General features: G+C 57.1%; 14 protein-coding genes and 2 pseudogenes. 1 reads left to right on the top strand and 15 read right to left on the bottom strand.

The genetic code is table 11. The annotated features are described in order from the left end of the window. Positions 1-148: 148 nt before the first annotated feature. The 5 genes from EN879_RS00260 to EN879_RS00240 all read right to left on the bottom strand — a co-directional run bounded on the left by EN879_RS00260 (position 149) and on the right by EN879_RS00240 (position 5,813). On the bottom strand, positions 149-646 hold the full coding sequence (locus tag EN879_RS00260) for an Lrp/AsnC family transcriptional regulator (RefSeq protein ID WP_063169306.1): 498 nt from the start codon (positions 644-646) through the stop codon (positions 149-151). A gap of 493 nt (positions 647-1,139) precedes the next feature. Then, the gene (locus EN879_RS00255; protein ID WP_063169307.1) at positions 1,140-2,663 is read right to left on the bottom strand and encodes a fumarate hydratase; all 1,524 of its coding nucleotides are present in this window, start codon (positions 2,661-2,663) and stop codon (positions 1,140-1,142) included. 27 nt (positions 2,664-2,690) lie between these two features. Next, the gene (locus EN879_RS00250) at positions 2,691-4,124 is read right to left on the bottom strand and encodes an NAD-dependent succinate-semialdehyde dehydrogenase (RefSeq protein WP_063170369.1); all 1,434 of its coding nucleotides are present in this window, start codon (positions 4,122-4,124) and stop codon (positions 2,691-2,693) included. A gap of 193 nt (positions 4,125-4,317) precedes the next feature. Next, positions 4,318-5,244 (bottom strand): LysR family transcriptional regulator, encoded by a 927-nt coding sequence (locus EN879_RS00245; RefSeq protein WP_063169308.1) that lies wholly within the window; start codon positions 5,242-5,244, stop codon positions 4,318-4,320. Between the two features lie 167 nt (positions 5,245-5,411). Continuing rightward, the gene (locus tag EN879_RS00240; protein WP_063169309.1) at positions 5,412-5,813 is read right to left on the bottom strand and encodes a hypothetical protein; all 402 of its coding nucleotides are present in this window, start codon (positions 5,811-5,813) and stop codon (positions 5,412-5,414) included. 1,485 nt (positions 5,814-7,298) lie between these two features. Between EN879_RS00240 and EN879_RS00235 the strand changes: the two genes are divergently transcribed. Beyond that, positions 7,299-7,646, top strand: a complete 348-nt coding sequence (locus tag EN879_RS00235; protein WP_063169310.1) for a transposase — start codon at positions 7,299-7,301, stop codon at positions 7,644-7,646. Between the two features lie 48 nt (positions 7,647-7,694). On the opposite strand, the pseudogene EN879_RS39640 reads toward EN879_RS00235, so the two are convergent. The 10 genes and pseudogenes from EN879_RS39640 to EN879_RS00185 form a co-directional block, all read right to left on the bottom strand. Further along, positions 7,695-7,831 (bottom strand): annotated as a pseudogene (locus EN879_RS39640) (IS3 family transposase); the annotation flags it as partial. A 958-nt stretch (positions 7,832-8,789) separates the two neighbouring features. Continuing rightward, positions 8,790-8,914: pseudogene (locus EN879_RS00225) on the bottom strand (integrase core domain-containing protein); the annotation flags it as partial. A 24-nt stretch (positions 8,915-8,938) separates the two neighbouring features. Next, positions 8,939-9,841 carry a CoA ester lyase gene (locus tag EN879_RS00220; RefSeq protein ID WP_210326668.1) on the bottom strand — a complete coding sequence of 301 codons (903 nt, stop codon included), beginning with the start codon at positions 9,839-9,841 and terminating at the stop codon, positions 8,939-8,941. Between the two features lie 133 nt (positions 9,842-9,974). Beyond that, entirely contained in the window at positions 9,975-11,126 is a 1,152-nt protein-coding gene (locus tag EN879_RS00215) for a CaiB/BaiF CoA-transferase family protein (protein WP_063169312.1), read from the bottom strand. 11 nt (positions 11,127-11,137) lie between these two features. Beyond that, positions 11,138-12,391 carry a methylaspartate ammonia-lyase gene (locus tag EN879_RS00210; RefSeq protein WP_063170371.1) on the bottom strand — a complete coding sequence of 418 codons (1,254 nt, stop codon included), beginning with the start codon at positions 12,389-12,391 and terminating at the stop codon, positions 11,138-11,140. A gap of 453 nt (positions 12,392-12,844) precedes the next feature. Next, positions 12,845-13,840, bottom strand: coding sequence for a succinylglutamate desuccinylase/aspartoacylase family protein (locus EN879_RS00205; RefSeq protein WP_063169313.1), 996 nt, complete (start codon positions 13,838-13,840; stop codon positions 12,845-12,847). A 319-nt stretch (positions 13,841-14,159) separates the two neighbouring features. Then, positions 14,160-14,402 carry a hypothetical protein gene (locus EN879_RS00200; protein WP_127273917.1) on the bottom strand — a complete coding sequence of 81 codons (243 nt, stop codon included), beginning with the start codon at positions 14,400-14,402 and terminating at the stop codon, positions 14,160-14,162. 24 nt (positions 14,403-14,426) lie between these two features. Further along, positions 14,427-16,205, bottom strand: coding sequence for an ABC transporter permease subunit (locus tag EN879_RS00195; protein WP_063169314.1), 1,779 nt, complete (start codon positions 16,203-16,205; stop codon positions 14,427-14,429). A 20-nt stretch (positions 16,206-16,225) separates the two neighbouring features. After that, on the bottom strand, positions 16,226-17,314 hold the full coding sequence (locus tag EN879_RS00190) for an ABC transporter ATP-binding protein (RefSeq protein WP_224570037.1): 1,089 nt from the start codon (positions 17,312-17,314) through the stop codon (positions 16,226-16,228). A 190-nt stretch (positions 17,315-17,504) separates the two neighbouring features. Beyond that, positions 17,505-18,323, bottom strand: an 819-nt coding sequence (locus EN879_RS00185; protein ID WP_164774287.1) for an ABC transporter substrate-binding protein, incomplete at its 5' end; no start/stop codon positions are given.

Raw genomic sequence — 18,323 nt, 5'->3', positions numbered from 1 at the left:
CTCGCGATCAACTGGCGGATAGCGCTCGGCCACCTTTTTCCAGCAATTAGTATACCGCAAATGTCCCTTGAGTTTCGTCGGAATGGGTGCCTTTTGCCGACGAATCTACGGGATCCGTGCCAAACGCCGTTGAAACTTAGCTTTTGGGTTACCGTTGCCTCAGGGCGGACAAAGGTATCGGTGAATTGGACTTCACTGGTTTCGTGACGACAAGGCTATAGTATTGATCAATCCCCAAGCCTGCCTGCAGCAGTCCCTCCATGAAATCCTGATAGGCGGCCATAGAACGAGATGCGACCCGCATCAGATAATCCACGCGCCCCCCAATTGCCCAGCAGTCCAGGATTTCCGGAATGTCTTGGATAGCAGTTTCGAAGTGTCGTTGGTCCTCAAGACGATGACGATCCAGCACGACCTCCACCATCACAAAGATCATGCCGCCGATGAGGGCAGGACTCAGCCGCGCATAAAATCCCTCAATAATCCCCGCGGCCTTGAGTGCTCGGAGCCGCTCCGAACAGGCGGACGCCGAAAGATGAACTCGTTTTGCAAGCTCACTTTTTGAAATCCGACCGTCTGCCTGAATTTCGGAGAGGATCCGCAGGTCCCAACTGTCGAGTTGCACGGGATCGGGTTTCGACTTCATAACCTATGCTCTCAGCGATGACATCGCGTTGTGTGCCGATCAATTCTATCATCAATTGAAACGAGCGAATGTAGCAGTGGAAGGCATCCGTTCCAGGCCCGAGATGTGCCAGAATGGGGTACGAAAATCAGCTGAGGGTGAGCGATCCGCTGAGAAAAGCTGCAGAAGTAATTTGGCTATCGCCCCAACGCCCAACGGGGCAATGGTGCAGCTGGAGAGAATAGTCGGCGGCGGCGGAGACCATGATAAATAGATAACCGATTTTCTTGAATCTCGCTGCCGTACTTGATAGACGCGCGACTGCATTCGACCCTCGATCGCATGGACGGCATACTCAATGCAGTATTCACTCGCACATTCAACTATTAGGGTGAATTGAAGGCCTTGCTTGGCCGGCTCGCCGAGGCGCAGGGCACCGCAAATGCCGCTCGTCTTATGGCTTGCCCGATAATTTGGCGCTCGGGTCTGGCCGAAATCGCCCAACCGGAAAGACTCAAACACCGATGTTGCGTGCGATGCTGTCGGCTGCCATACGCTTACGCCACTCAAGAGGCCCGGAATTGTGAATGGAGTTTCCCTCAACATCGACAGCCATGACGACGGGCATGTCCTGCACATCGAATTCATAGATGGCTTCCATGCCCAGGTCTTCAAAGGCGACAATCCGCGCCGCCTTAATCGACTTTGAAATCAGGTACGCAGCGCCACCCACTGCAGCAAGGTATGGCGTTCTGTGTCTTACAATCGACGCGATGGCCGCCGGTCCCCTCTCCGCTTTGCCCACCATCGCGAAAAGGCCGGTTTCGGCGAGCACCTTGTCCGTAAAATCGTCCAAGCGGCTGGAGGTTGTTGGACCGGCGGGTCCAACGACTTCATTCCTCACTGCCCGGACGGGACCGACGTAGTAGATCACGCGGCCCCTCAGATCGACTGGGAGCGGCTTGCCGGCATCAATCAGTTCGACCATTCGTTTGTGGGCAGCGTCACGGCCCGTCAGCATCTTTCCAGAAAGCAGGAGCGTTTCACCGCAGCGCCACGATGCCGTCTCTTCCTTCGTAAGCGTATCTAAATTGACCCGCCGGACGCCGGCTGGGTTCAATTCGTCGGCTCCGATGTCGGGCCATTCGCGCAAATCGGGCGGCTGGAGGCTGATGGGTCCAGAGCCGTCCAAAGTAAACTTCAGGTGCCGGTTGGCGGCGCATTGCGGGATGAGCGCCACAGGCTTGGACGCTGCATGAGTAGGATAGGTCGCAACCTTGACGTCAACGACTGTCGTCAGACCACCAAGGCCTTGGGCGCCGATACCAAGCGCGTTGATCCGCTCATAAAGCTCAATCCGCAGCCCCTCTTCTGCGCTTGACGCCCCCCTTGCGATCAGTTCCGCCATATCTATGGGCTCGTTCATGGCCTCCTTGGCCAGCAGCATCGCCTTTTCAGCGCTACCACCGATGCCGACAGAGATCAGTCCAGGTGGACACCACCCGCTGCCAAGGGTCGAAACGGTATTGACCACCCAGTCGGAAACGGAGGCGGTGGGATTGAGGGTGGTAAAACGTGCCTTGTTCTCCGACCCGCCGCCTTTCGCGGCGATGGTGATCTCAATCTGGTTACCTTGCACCAGGTCGACATGGACAACTGCCGGTGTGTTGTCGCGGGTGTTGACCCGTCTAGCGAGGGGATCCGCAACGATCGATGCCCGAAGGGGATTGTCCGGATCGAGATAGGCTTGACGTACGCCCTCATTCACAAGATCCGCGAAACTGGCTGTTGACTTAATGCGGGCATCCATGCCGACCTTTGCGAAGACAACCACAAGTCCGGTGTCCTGACAAATCGGGCGCCGCCCAAAGGCCGCCATGCGGGAGTTCAGCAGAATCTGACCTATGGCATTCTTCGCCGACGGGCTCTGTTCTCGCGTGTATGCGTGAGAAAGAGACCGGATATAATCTGGAGGATGATAGTACGAGATGTACTGAAGGGCGTCGGCGACGCTCCTTGTGATGTCGCTACCGGCCATGGTCCGTGTTCTGTTTCCCACCGGATTTTATCCAAATGAACCGAGGCCATTGACCATTTTCAGAATCTGGAAGCTTCGCACCCCCTGCTCGCCGCCTTCATATCCATAGCCGCTTTGTTTGACTCCTCCATAAGGGGCATCAGCGGAAACCCCTTTCAGGTAATTCACACTAACAGCGCCCGCAGAAAGACCGCCCACAAGCCTCTGTTGCGTATCGGCCGCGCCAGTAAACAAGTAGGCGGCCAGACCGTACTCCGTGGCGTTGGCTTCATCGATCGCCTCTTCGATCGTATCGAAAGGAGCCACGGTGAGAATTGGTCCGAACGGCTCTTCATGAAGCACTCTCGCTTCCTTCGGTACGCCAGTCAGGATGGTTGGCGGCCAGTAAAACCCCGGTCGGTCAAGGGGGATGCCACCGGTCTCGATTTGGGCGCCGCCCTCTACCGCATCTTTGGTCAGGCGTTGCATGGCCTCGATTCGCCGCGCGTTTGCCATGGGACCCATCTGCGTTGCAGGGTCATCCGGTGGACCGATCCTGATTTTTCGGACCGCCTCCGTCATCCGGAACAGGAATTCCTCATAGCGGGATCGGGCGACAAGAATCCTGCTGGGCGCATTACAACTCTGGCCCGCGCACTCGAATTTGTATTCCGAAATAGCCGGTATCGCCGTTGCCAGGTCGGCATCTTCGCACACAATAACCGGGGAATGTCCACCGAGCTCAAGGATGCAGCGCTGCAGATTATTCGCGGCCAGTGTGGCCAGCTGTTTCCCAACAGCGGTCGACCCCGTGAACGTCAAGACTTTGACAATTGGCGAACTGAGCAGATGCCGTGATATATGCACAGGAACACCGAACACCAGGTTGACCACGCCTTCCGGTATCCCTGCTTGACGCAAAGATTCCACGACATGGACAGCCACGCTTGGCGTCTCTTCGGCCCCTTTGAGGATCACCGGGCAGCCTGCCGCCAGCGCGGGGGCGAGCTTGCGGGCGATGAGAACGGCTGGATAGTTCCACGGCGTAAAGGCAGCGACGACACCGAGGGCCTCCGGGACGATCATCCTGTTCGGACCCAACGGAATCGGGGTCGACAACTCATCGGCATGCCGGCCATTCCATTCCAGCGTTTCGACTGCGCGCGCGTACTCTCCTGTTGCTTCGGCAATCGTCTTTCCCTGTTCGGACGACAGGTCCCTGGCTGCGGCGCCAGCTTTCTCAGCCAGATTGCTGGCGGCAGAGACGAGGATCTCGCCACGCTCTTTGGCGGGGCGTGAGGACCACGCCTTGCGGCTGCGTTCTGCCGAAGCAAGAGCTTCATCCAAGTCTGGAACCGTAGCCGAGGCCACTGAGGCAAATACCTTCTCCGTCGCCGGGTTGATCACCGGCAAAGTGGCTCGGCTACCACCGGCTCGCCATTTGCCATTAATGAAGAGCTCGTAGCTCCTGGCGTGGGACATCGCGGGCTCCACTTGTGATTCTGGCCATGCGAGCGCCGTTTCAATTTTCGAAGCCGCTGAGCTCGCTTGAGCCAGTTTCATCGCGATGGTCGCAGCGGGTCAAATATCGATTAGTGCCTAAATCCATCTGGAATCCAGATCGATCTGTTCCGACAGGAAGGAAGTCATGCCGTTGTTTACAGATCGATGGTTCTCAGGTCGCGTCAGGAGCCGATGCTACCCAGCCCCGGCTCTCAATCAATTCTCTGGCGACCTTCGGAATGAGCTTGCGGACCGCAGAAACGGCCGCAGAACGCTCATCTTTGGGATTTACAGCAAGCACCACGGAGCGGGTAATTACCGGATCGACTATCTTGACCGTCCGGACCAGCCCTTGAGAGGCTTCTTTCTGAACGGCAGACGGGGCGAGAATAGAATGCGCTTTTCCCTCTACGACCATGTTGATGATCGTTGAGAGCGAGTCCACTTCAAACTTGACGTCCATCGCGCAACCGTGTTGTGCGACGACATCAGCCACCGAACGCCTGACATTGTTGTTGCGCATGGGAACCGCCAGGGGGAATGCATGCAGGTCGGCCAGAGATATCGCATCTTCAAACGGTGGCTCGCCGGACGGAACCACCAGACAAAGGTCTTCGCGCGCTAGCACAGTCATTCGCCCCACACTGTCCGCAGTGCGGTACAGAACCGCCAGATTGAAGCGTCCAGCCGCCATCCATTCCTCTAGCGGTCCCGTCATACCCTCGACCATCTTGAGGGACACCTTGGGCAGTTCGTGTCTTACCGTCTCAAGCAGCGGACCGCTCAGGACGCGAGCAGCTCCAGACGGAATGCCAATAGTCACCTCCCCGGCGGGGGAAGCGGCTGTGTTGGTCAATTCCACCTCGGTAATTCGAATTTCTTTGAGAATCGCCCGCGCCCGCTCCAGGAGTTTGGCTCCTGACGCCGTCACGCTCACGCCGGTCCTGTCGCGTATCAGCAGCTGAGTGCCGAAGCCTTCCTCCAATTGGCGCACATGCAGACTCAGCGCACTCTGGGCGACATTCAGAAAGCCAGCGGCCTTCGTGAAACTGCCTGCTTCGACCACGCCAACAAAGTATCTTAACTGCCTGATTTCCACGGGTACTCTTCCGAGGGCGGACTGCAATGATGTAATCTATCTCGAAATGTGATGGCGCGACAGCAATAATTGCAGAGCGACATGACGCCTAACTGTCGTGTCATCTCAGTGTGGTTTGACCAAAACCGTAACCTATGTGTCCAGAATGGACCCAACCCGCCGAGGCTTCAACCGGCCAACTCGGCGCCCTGATCCATGGAGATGATTTCTCGGACCCTTCGAATAACCGGTAGATCGACCATCTTCCCGTCCAATGTGAACGCGCCTTTGCCTTGCGCCGTCGCATCTTTTTCGCCGCGAGGACACGACGGGTCCCTCGAGTTCTTGTGCGCTTGGTGAAAAGCCCCATCGATGTTTAAATGGATCGCCTGCGGCCCCACGAAGTTATCATTGTCTAAGAATCGCCGATGCTTCCTATCGAGCCGAGACTGCCGCATGGGGAACAGAACGGAAAGGTTCGGCGTCAAAAGCAGGTCGAGTTCTGGGGCACCGCCAACAGCTGCACTGAAGTCTTCAGTACCAAGCGCCATTGCAACCAGCGGCGCTAACAAGATGGGAAAGGAGGTCATTGCTATTGCCGCTGGCGGACTTCGGCCGGCCACCCCATTTCCTCTTCCGAGAGGTGAATTGTCCAACCAACCCTGCTGACTAATGACGAGCATGATCGTATCGTCAACGTGTCACAGAATTGCTTGCAAGCTCACGGCCTCAGCTGGGCCAACGAACATTGAACTCCGTGGACGAAGCCTGGACCCGTCGTCATCCAAGTCAATCCGCGCCTCGATGAGGGGACAGATCCTCAATTGGTTCAGCTGGCTTGCAGTATTGCACCTAGCAGTCACGGCGAGGACTGGGATTTGCGAAGAAGGCATTCTCGCAGTGCGGCCGTACGGTACCTCATTCCTGGCACACTGGATTAGATCGCTGGCGACATTAAGATCAGGTGTGACCGAGGTGAAATTTTATGTCGAAAACCTGAAGGCAGGGCGTCAGGCAGGGCGATTACAGAGATCCTATCGGACATGTCATCGCAGTTTCATCCACCATTGCTCGACCGAGGCGACACTCATCGTCCCATCAACCTAATCCATTGGTCGATCACGCCGTTCACGACCCTTGGCGAAGAAGGAATCAGCAGCCCCTAGGCTCAATTGGAAAGCGGGGCGGGGTCCATACGTATCTTCGTTTCCGGGCACCTCATGCTAATGAAGCCGCGACAACAGGTTGGTTATGCACCCAGGTGCTGGCCAATCCGGCTTGACTGGAAAGTTTCATACCCAGGCCTGGCACAGGCGAGCGTGATGCCGCTCTCGCTATGTTGGACCGCAGACGCCGCGACGGCGCATCGACTGGCGCTGGCGAAGCCTAGGACGCGCCAGTCAAGGACCTGCAAAGAGCAAGATCACGCCGCGCGTTGCCTTCAACGCCCATTTGAGCAGAAAGCAACAAGCCTCGCGTATAGCGATCGATGACCGCACGAAGCGCCATCCGGGCTATGATCTCAGTCAGCACTGCCCTAAGGGGTCAGAGGAGGGTTCGGTCAGTCAAGACCTCAGACGGCATGGCCAAGGTCAAGCTGCGAGGATGTGCCACCGCGGGCGCGGCATAACTTGGCGGGCTACAATTTGGTTCGCTTGCCCAGGCTGCTGGCAGCGCCGGTAGTCGGCCGCGCCGGACTGGCACCTACGTCTGGTCCATGAACGGTTGCTTTAGCAAAACCGAAGTCCTCGCCAAAACTCTTCGCCGACGTGCGACGACCGCGCCGGTGCTCGTTCCGGGGTCGGCAAGACGAAGACAGGCCTACTCTGGATTTATGCCCGCGATGACTGATTAGGGAGGGAGCGGACCGCCGGGCGTCTTATGTCTATGCGCCGGACCGAAAAGGCCCAGCGTGCGATCGCTCATCTCGCAGGCTCTCTACCGGAACTTGCAGGTCGACGGCTATAGCGGGCCATCGCTTGCTGGCCGACGAAAAGCGGCTTCACGCTCGCCTTCTGCCATGCCGCGCCCGATCGAGGCGCTAAGAAGGATCCGCGAACTCTAAAAGATCGAGGATGACATCCGTAGCCGAGGCCAACGAGGCCTTGCTGCACGCAGGCAAAAAGTGCTCAACCATCACGGCACTGGACCCAGGGCGGCTAGAGAAGCTCGGCCAAATCAGTCAGAAGACCAAGCTCACAGCGGCGATCCCCTACACGCTCTCGCGCTGGGAAGCGCCTCTCGCGCATCCTGGACGAGGCCATATCAAGATCGACAGCAACGTGGTCGAACGCTCAATCATACGCAACTCTTTTTGCAGCTCCGGCGGTGGCGCTGAGCACTGGTCAGTCATCGTGTCGCTGGGTGATCGCCGGGATTGGCCGGATAGCCTGAAGCTAAGGCCGTCGAGCCAGACCCTCTGACCTGCCACTGAACTTTCAACCAGTGGCGATTAGCCTCGGCCGTTTCTGTTATGGCGCGGTTTGAGCAACGGGCGGAGGCGCGAAGCCTTCATTGAGTGCAGCGTCGGAGCCGGTTGCGGCGAGGGTTCCGGCGAAGACCGCCGGGGTCAAATAGCGAGCGAGGAATGCGGCCTCACGGTGTTGAACAACACCAGGAAAGAACACCCACAGGACCGAGGAACGCAAGTTTCTTTATCCGTGGCATCCTTGGGCCGGGCGTTGTGTTCACGTTCATGAGGTGATCGAGAACGCCGACCGGGAGGTTTTCCGCTGCAGTCTCTCCCGCCACGCCTCCGATCGGTGGCTGGAAGTTCCGGCCTGGATGTTTGATCGCGGTCTGCACCGCGTGGCGCATTGCCCTGCCCCACATATCGATCCCAGAACGCTTGGCGTCTTGGTGACACTGCTGCAGGACCCGACGGCCAATTCCCACACCCCATCGCAATTGGAGGATTCGGGCGCAGCATCGGGTCCTCACGAAGCGAACCGGGGAGAGGTCCATACCGCGCCAGCCTACGACATATCAGTTCGATCTTCTCCAACCCGCACGACGCGCAGACCGCGCAGATGCCGCCATTCGCTCGCGCAGCCGCCGTAAGGCGCGAGATGCTGGCGCTGATTCCGGGTGCACACGAAGGCTACGTCGGCTGGGAAAGGCGGAAGCGATCCGCAAGATGGTGAGCGACCACGTGCCCACGAGCCGGCATCACGGGGCGCCCAAGCATGGCGACGCTCTGCTCGCCGACCTTGTCCGCTGCCGGCGCTGCGGCCGCGAGCTGACGGTCCGCTACACGGGAACCAAGCACAACATTCCGCGCTATTCCTGCTGGCGTGGTCTGCTTGACAATGGCGAGCCGCGTTGCATCGCCTTCGGTGGACTCGCGTCGATCGAAGGCGTTCATCCTCTGCCGGACGGTCCATGGGTCTTCAGCCGATCAACGCTTGACGAACCGGCGGCTCAGCGCATCGTTCATCGCGCGCGGCAAAACCCAAAATACCCCATGGGATCGCATCCAGATCAGCAAAACCTATTCACTCAAATGACATAGACAGATGAGTGTTATGAACAGGATTTAGGTCCTGCCTCCATTCGGCAGTGGCACTGCGGGCGTGGTCGAGGCCGAAGAACAGGCCATCGTTCAACAGCTCGTCTCGCATTCGGCCGTTGAGGGAATCGCGTAGCCATTTTGCATCGGCTTGCCCGGCGCGGTGTAGTGCCATTCGCTCCTGTTCAGCCGCTGATAACAGGCCAGTCAGTTGTTGCCCACAAGAATCAGGATCTCGTGGGCGCGCCGCACCACTGGCGGATCTATCATTTTGCCATTCAACGAGAATGCGGACAGTCCACGCGTGGCGGCATCATTTGCCGCCGCGACAACTTTATGGGCCCACTCGAGCTCCTGGGCGCTTGGCGAGAAAGCCTCATTGAATATGGCCACCTGTGTCGGATGGATCGCCAAAGCTCCGGCAAAGCCAAGCCGCCGCGCCCGCACCGCGGCCTCACGAAGTTTATGCGTGTCCGAGAACTCGCCGATGCTTCCTATGAAGCCCAGCGGGAGCAAGCCGGCCGCGCGGGCGGCAAACAGAACAGAAAGGTTCGGCGTCAAAAGAAGGTCGAATCCTGGGGCGCCGCCAACAGCGGCGCTGAAGTCTTCAGGGCCAAGCGCCATTGCGACCATCCTTGGATGCGCCGACGCAATGGCCGCAAGCCTTTGCAAGGCGCCCGGGGTCTCAATCTGGGCAAGGAACCGGATGCCTCCCTGCGGAAGATTTCTTTCACGTTCTAGTTCCGAAACCGCATTCGCGATCTCTATAACCCACTCTGCCGAATCCGTCTTCGGAAGAACCAGTGCGTCAACACCCGCCATCACGGCTGCATCGAGATCGGCCGCCAAGGCGCGCAGACCATGATTCACGCGGACCAAAACAGATGCGCCTTTCCGGCCCACCTCTGCCACGCATTCAGGAAGCTGCTGCCGTGACTCTCCTTTCCGATCCTGGGGCACGGAATCCTCCAGGTCGAGAATGACGCCATCTGCGCCCCGCTCATGGGCCGTCTCTACAAAGCGCGGAACGTGAACAGGAACGAAGAGCAGGGATCTCCAGCGCGGTACAGACATCGCGCCTTCAACGGCCGCAAAGGTGTCCTTGATCATGGAGACGCCTTTGCGGCCGATTTTAGCGCGGGCGCTGCCAGTGAGCTTTCTAGGCGGCCGGTGCGCTGAAATGATCCGAGGTACACAGGCATTTTGTAAACCGCGAGCAGTCTCACCTTACTGAAACGCGCGCTCACGCTGACGCGGCTCTTTCGCGCAAAAGCGCCCGCACCTCCTCGCGGACAGCCTCGGTATGAGAGCCAAGAGCCGGGACTGGGCGAAGCGAGGGGAGCTCCGAGTTGAAAATCGCCGCCGGCGCTATCGTCTCGACGGCTCCATCGGGTGTTCCAACCTGCACCCTGCGAATGTGTGGATGCTTTGAAACATCCACCACTTCGTTCAGTCGGCCATATGCCAGGCCGGCCGCCTCGAGCTCCTGCATCGCATCGTGGCAGGATAGTTCAAAAAACCGCTGTTCAATGATCTCATCAAGTTGCGCACGATGAGCGAGGCGCTCCATATTGTCAGCAAAACCAGGTGCGCGTGTGAGCCCGGACTGCTTCAGGAATTTCTCGCAGAAATTCACCCATTCGCGGTCATTCTGAACCGAAAAGATGACCTCTTTGCCGTCGGCACAGCGATAGGCACCATACGGCGCGAGCGACGGGTGTTTCACGCCTGCGCGTACCGTCTGGTAGCCGCTGTAATCATTTTGCAAAACCGGCACGTTCATCCAGTCGGCGACGGCATCAAACAGTGACACCTGGATGCTGGTCCCTTCGCCGGTGACCTCGCGGTGGTACAGTGCCTGAAGAATGGCGCTGTGCGCTGTCATGCCCGCCGAGATATCGCAAACCGAGACCCCTACACGCGCAGGCCCCTGTTGGTTGCCGGTGATAGCGCATAGACCTGTTTCGGCCTGGACGATCAGATCGTAGGCCTTCAAATGGGAATACGGCCCTGACTCCCCGAAACCAGAAATGTCGCAGGTGATCAGCCGCGGATATCGTCGACGCAGATCAGCGGACGCGAACCCCAGTTTTTCTATGCTGCCCGGCTTTAGATTCTGGATGAAGACATCAGCACTGGCAATGAGCGTGTCGAGGACGGCGCGATCCGCCTCCAACCTCAGGTCTAGACAGACCGACTCCTTACCCCGGTTGAGCCAGACGAAGTACGCGCTCTGCCCCCGCACCAGCTTGTCGTAGTTTCGGGCAAAGTCCCCTTCGGGCCTTTCGACCTTGATCACCCGGGCGCCTGCGTCAGCAAGGCGAGACGATGCGTAGGGAGCTGCAACGGCCTGTTCGACCGCCACAACCGTGATGTCCTTGAGACTGTTTAGCATCAGGGCGCTTCCTACGCGGCTTTCAGGTTTTGTGCCCGACGCCGATCAAGCATGGCGAGCAACCGATTTTGTTCGTTGCCTACAATGGAAAGACCTTCGTCGATGCCCATGCCAGGCTTCGCGAGCATCATGTCCGCCTGTGTTGCCACCGAAATGTGAACCGTCGCTCGCGCGGAGAGATCCGTCTCGCTGCAGCTGCCTCCCACATAGGCGTCCACGTTGTTCTCTTTGCACAGAAGCACCGCACGGGCGCTGTCGGCGATCGAGCCCACGTCCGGCGTCTTGATCTGCACGAGATGGGTCGCCTTAGCCTCCGCAAACAGACGCACATCCTCTAAGGTGTTGCAGCGTTCATCGACAACGATGCGCGCACGTGACGCGCGCGCATTCAGAATGCCGACGATCTGCCCGTAATTTTCGACCTGCGCCGGCGTAGACCCGAAGTCGGCTGGCGATTCGATATTCACCGTGAACTCCGGAACCGCGTCAGCAACCTTACTGATGAAGTCGGCGATGCGCTGGACGTCGAGCCCGATCTCCATACCGATCCAGCCGTACACATCGAAATGCAGCACCGGAGAATAGTCTGGTTGGCCGATTTGCTTGACGCGGTGCGCCACCCATTTGACGAAATCCAGAAAGGTTTCTCCCCCAACGCCGAATTTGCTACGCGAGTTGATGAGGCCATGCGGGATCACATCCACCCCCTTCAGGATCATTTTATCGACATTGATTTCGCGCGCATCACCGCTCTGGCAATAAATTGGGACACGACGATGCGGCATGGATAGGCAAAATTCCGAACAAACCACCTCCGCCATGGTACGACGCGCAGCATGGGCAGCAGCGCTTAAAAGGGCTTGGCTGACCCCATATTCGATGCATAGTGGGAGTCGTTTCCCAGTATGGAGATCGAAGACACTGGAGCAGGCTGTCAAAAAGCTGGACGCATCAATGTTTAAGAGCCGCGGGACAACAACACGTGACGTGAGATCCATGATGGCTCCGACGTCAAACAGGGGGTCACGCCCGCCAGCCCCTGAGTATTGCACTCCCATCATATCGCCCCAGGCGACCATATCGTCTTCCAGGACAAGCCCGACGCTTAAGCAAGCTGCCGGAACACGGATATCACGGAAGCCGGGCGTCAATGGCTCGCCGACGTAAACAAAACCGTCCTGGCCAACCCCTGCCCTAATGGCAGCTTGATCGTCATAAAAGAAGGCGCCGTTGCCGGGCGTGAGAATGACGTCTTTGATCTGCACTGAATTATACTCGAGTTTGGCCAAGCTATGAGCTGCGGCCGGATTTGCGCGCTCTGTCCTAAGTTATGCCCCGTTCGGAATCGGTTTTGCCAATATAAAGCCCCGAACGTGCCCATCTCGTTTTAAGATACGATAAAGTTGTTTTACGGGCGTCAGCGGGGACGGCACCGTCCGCCTCCCCTCTTGGTCGCGGTGCGCCGGATCGTCGCCCCTGCTTCCATAACAGAAGCTAGGCGATCAATCCGTCCGGCCAGCTCCCATCTCGGACCGCCACTTTCAACCATGGTTAGTATAAACCAAGCGATCAAGGATCAAGCAATCTTTTTGGCATGATTTTGGAAGACAGGATCAGCCGCTGATCGATCCGAGGAGCTGGCCTATAAGCTCCAGTCGAGGCCAGTGCCTTCATACCGGAGTTACTACAGCTGGCCAAGGCGCGGCTAATCTGTACCTCTAGTTATGCAGCGGCCGCGCAAGGATGGCTACCCCTTCATTGCGGTCGACATGCGCGCCCGATCCTATGGCTAGGACGATTGATGGCCCAGGCGCTCGGATGTCAATGGACGGAGCGGAAACAGAATCCATAGAGTGTAGGATACCTATAAGATCTCCCGACCTCACTTCATCCAACACAGAGCAGCGAGGTTCGAAGATACCCTGCGCGGGCGATTTCAACTCGTCTGATATCAGCGTCTCAAGGGTCTGACTGGACCTTTTGTTACGGAAAGACACGTCCTCGACTTTTCCTTCGACGAGTCCAAGCATAACGAGCGCGTTGCGAACTCCAGCTTCATAAATCGCTAGAGCTTCTGCGCTAACCGTACCACCGCCGAATTCCGCGCAAACGAATACCTTCCCTAGGCTATGTGCCCAACTGTCGAACATCCCAGCCGTGTCGTCATGTTGCCAGAGCAATGTTACGGGCAGCTTAAATGCCGCTGCCATTGCGAGCGTCTTAGCCATGAGATCCGCATCAGCAATTGGATGCGTGATGACCGCCGGGGGAAAATCCCACGTTGGGCCGAAGCTGTGCAGATCGAAAACGATGTCGGCATTTGGCAACAATACGCGTGAAACCGCATCCGCGATTCGTTCCGTAACAGACCCGTCGGCACGGCCCGGAAACACGCGGTTCAGATTCAAACCATCAAGCGGAGTATTGCGGCTCCATGCTTGAACTGCCAATGGATTAAGCACTGGCAGCACGATGATCCTACCACTGGTTTGCGCTTGTGGCAGCCACTCGATAAGCCGCCGCGCGACTAATGGCCCCTCCATTTCATTGCCATGATTCCCACCGGTGATAAGAAGGCGCGGTCCATCGCCCTTATTAAGACTAAAAACCGGAAGCGAGAACTCTTCATGGTCGGCGCCTCCCGGCACAACGAGGTGTCCTCTGCTCACGCCATGCGCATCGAGATCAAACGTAAGATGTGGTGCTTCGTTCATTGCTTAACCTATTGCGGGTGATCTGGCGACTTTGACCGGGCATATGGTCTTGTACACGGCTATTTTTTTCGCCTGGAACTATGCACACGCGGTCACCACTTCGCCAATATAATGTCCGAGACGGCACCATCGCGTTTTCAGATGACCAGGGCTCGCTCTGCTGACCTGTCCCTTGGTTCGTCACCTTGATCCCGGTGCACTAAGGGAGGAGGAAGGTCAAAGTCGCGGTGGGTAGCCGATTTCAGAAATCGCGCGATCAGCCGGTTGACGTTGGCTAGCTGTTCGTTGTTCAGACGGGCGAAGGATCTGTGCGATCCGGTCAGCGCCGTTGACCTCGAATTCCATCCTGGCGCGCAGCAAGAGGATCGGCAGGTCTGAGCTTGCTGGCGAGCAAGGCCGGCCGATCCCAGACATAGTCCGAATCCTTGATCCGCATGTGCCAGATGATAATTGCAAGAGCTTTACTGGTTTCCGTTTTGGACCAGGTGGCCATTTTATCCGCCCGTTGAAGCCCCGAACAGATGCTTGTCGCCAGTCCGTAGGAATAGGTCGGACGCATCATCAGGAAGTGGATCTGCCACGCCAGTTAGGCAGCGGCTTCCTGTAATGTTCGCTGCATGCTCGGTCGAGAACGCCACCAGACGGCATAGAGGACAAGCATCCAGATTAAAGGCAGAAGCATCAAAAGAGAAGCGACTGCAGCAATCGTCGGGTCGATTTGGTGGCGGATATTCTCCAGCATCTTCAAGGGCAACGTCCGCACCGACAGACCGCCGACCAAAGACGTTATGACCGCTTCATCGAATGACTGGAGGAATGCGAACATGGCGCCGCCGATCACTCCCGGCCTGATTAACGGCAGTGTTACGCGAAAAAACGTTTGCAGTGGTCCGGCACGCATACTCTTGGCCGCCTGCTCTAACGTCCGATCGAAGTTGGCCAACGTCGCAGAAACGATCACCACCACAATTCCAACAGCGCCGATACTGTGAGCGAGGGCGATACCACCCTTTGTGCCGATTAGACCAATCTGGATGAGACCCAGATAAGTCGCGATACCGACCACGATAACTGGAAAGGTGATAGGCGTGATTATGATCATTGTCAGCACGCCGCGAAGTCTTGCGCTTATTCGGCTCAATCCGAAAGCAGCAAGTGTTCCCAATAGAGTAGAAATAACAGCTACCTCGACACCAATCTCGACGCTGGTCCAAGCTGCTCCGCTCCAAGATGCATCGCCGAAAAACGAGCGATACCATTGAAGCGACAGGCCCGAAGGCGGAAATTGCAAAAATGCCCCGGAACTGAACGACATGATGACAACGATTATCCCTGGGAATAAAAGAAAGGCCATCACCAAAACGATAAAAACGATCGCGACGACTTTAGGCCATCGCCTTTCCGCCCCAGGCACGTAGCGCCGTCCCGTCCACCGTTTGACACGATAGGGACGCAGAATTTCGCTGAAGTTTCGTTTGATAACAAGAACAATGGGTAGTCGGGACATCGAGCCCTTCGGAGCTCGAGTTTGGCTTTGCTCTTGTTTGCCGGAGAGGTCAAGCCCGACCATGGAAAGCACCACAATGGCAAACCCGAGAAGGATGAAGGACGCAGCGGCAATGCGCGGAATATCGAACGAGCTATTCACCTCGGCCGCAATGAAGGTTGAAAGCATGGCATCGCGCAATCCCCCAAGTGCCGCCGGCGTGATATAGAATCCTAGGCAGAACACAAAAACTAGGAGCGAGCCACTCCGTGCGCCTGGAATGCTAAGGGGGAGAAATACACGCCTGAAAGCGGTGAAAGGTCCCGCTCCCATACTGCGTGCAGCAGCCATCAAGGACCGATCGATCCCCATCATCGCACTAACCAAGGGAAGTATCATCATCGGCAGCATGATGTGGACCATGCCAATATAGACCGCGGTTCGGTTATAGATGAGTTGCAGAGGTCGATCGATCAATCCGACGTCCAGCAAGATGTTGTTGATGACCCCGCGATCCCCAAGAATAACAATCCATGCGTAGGTACGCGCCAGCCCACTGGTCAAATAGGGGATGATCACGAGAGCGATGAGCGTCATGCGCAGAGTCTTGGATGCCGTGACGATCAGATACGCGGTTGGATAGCCTACGATTAAGCAGATGGCAGTTGCGACCAGACTTATTTCTATCGTTTGAAAGAGCACCCGCACATTAGCTGGCTGGGCGAAAAACGCTCCGTAGTATTGGAACGAGAAATCGGGGGCATTGACACTGCTTAGGAAAAGCAAGGTTATAGGGGCACCGAAAACCACAAGCAAAAGCGCGAACGCGGGCGCGGTTAACCCAAGTGGCACCTTGGCCATTCTGCGCAAAAGCTTCATGGATATCCCTTATCAATCGCTTATGGCGAAACGAAGCGAATGTCTGACCGCAGCCACGTGAGGCAAACCTCCTCGCCTGGCTGGAAAACAGGTTGGTCTGCCGCGACATGTTCCCGGACGATGAGAACATTGTTGCCAACGCGAACATGGTATTTTCGCAGAGGGCCGGCAAAAATCATATCGTCGACCGCACCGGCAACATATTGCCGCTGGTCCGTTTGAGCCCACTCCGCAGTCTTCGGAAGTACACTGATGCGCTCTGGCCTTATCATCGCAACGGTGCCGATTTGCGGCGCGTTGCCCCCTCTGGCCAGCAACAAGGCATCCTCGAGAATGTTCGCCTCACCCAGAAATTTAGCGACAAAGCACGATGATGGCCGATCATAGAGGGCCTCTGGTGTATCGATTTGCTCGACACGTCCTGCGCGCATTACAACAATCCGGTCTGACAGAGTAAGCGCCTCCTCCTGGTCATGCGTAACGCACACCGTCGTGATACCGAACTCCTTGTGCAAGCTCTTCATCTCGATCTGCATCTGCTCACGCAGGTTACGGTCGAGTGCGCCAAGCGGTTCATCAAGTAATAGGAAGGGTGGATCGGCAATCAGCGCGCGGGCTAGCGCCACGCGCTGCTGCTGACCGCCACTCAATTGGGATGGCATGCGACCGCCGAATTCCCCTAGATGCACGCGCTCAAGCATACGGGCTACCCGAACCTTCCTCTGATCGGGAGCCATGCCCCGCATTTCGAGAGGGAATTCCAGGTTTCGAGCCACTGTGAGATGCGGGAACAGCGCATAGCTCTGGAACACAATTCCTTGATCGCGCCGGTAGGACGGGACCGAAGCCACTGAATGGCCGGCGATCATAATATCACCCGAACTCGGGGCCTCAAAGCCGGCCAAGAGCATCAGGGTAGTGGTCTTACCCGAGCCGCTCGGGCCGAGAATCGTCAAGAACTCGCCGCGACGCACGGTCAGCGACAGATCCCTGACCGCCGGAACACTCCCGTACATCTTGGTAACACTGCTGAACTGAATTTGTGGCACCGATTGGTTCACATCTGCAGCGTCAACTTCCGAACGGGGGGCGGTATTCATTGCGTGCATGTTCACTGTGGCTCCTCCACCATCGCTGGCGTGCATTAGCAGGCATTTGCCGTACCTTCTGCCGTCGTACCCGATGCCGTGAGCGGAGAGGCTAGTGGGCTACCCCGCTCCCCGTCACATTTTCAGCATCAGTTTCGACTTTAGCCCGGTATGGAGTTACCCCGACCGGACTTTCGCACTTCAACCAACCCTACTGCAGGATCCACTCATTCCACCGCTGGATAAGCATCTCAGTGTTGGAAACACCGCTGGGGCCTACCTCATTGTACCATTTGCCGTTGATGGAAACGCTGCTCTTGATGTAATCTGGGTGGGTAGGGAGCTTGCGCGCAACTTTCTCGGGAAGAAGTTTGAACGCATTGCCGTTGCTTGGTCCCTCAGGAAACAATTGGCAAAATGCTGCCTGACGTTCCGCGCGAGTGGCGAATTCGATAAACTTCTGCGCAGCCTTCGCGTTGGGTGAACCCTTTGGAATGACCCAATAATCCCACTGCAGCTTCGCCTGGTTTCGATTGATCTCCGTCGCGGCGCCCTGATCGATCAACAGTAGAGCTCTTCCGTCATACGATTGAGCGATGTCAACGACCTTATCATGCAACATCTGTTGAATCTCTGATCCGCTGCTCCACCACTTACGGATGTGCGGCTTTATTTTGTCCAAACTGGCAAACACCCGGTCGATATCCATCGGGTAGAGCTTATCGGGAGATACACCGTCCGCTAACAGGGCCTCTTCCCAGGGTCCTTCTGAACCAAACTGGCCGGACACCAAGGTGCGAACGCCGGGAAACTTATCAGCATCCCAGAATTCAGCCCAGTTTGTCGGCCGGGGTTTATCAGCTGGGAATACGTCTGTGCTATATACCATATTATATGAGTAAATCAAATTTGCCACGCCAAACGGTTGCTTGGCAAATTCATAAATTCCGTCTAGCTCTTCTTTCCTGAACAAGGAGTAATCAATTTCTTCAAGAATTCCTTTCTTAGCTGCGACCAAGCCGGACCCTTG

It is taken from the genome of Mesorhizobium sp. M7A.F.Ca.AU.002.02.1.1, from assembly GCF_003998535.1.
GTDB lineage: Bacteria > Pseudomonadota > Alphaproteobacteria > Rhizobiales > Rhizobiaceae > Mesorhizobium > Mesorhizobium ciceri.
This window is presented reverse-complemented; position numbering and strand designations above follow the sequence as displayed.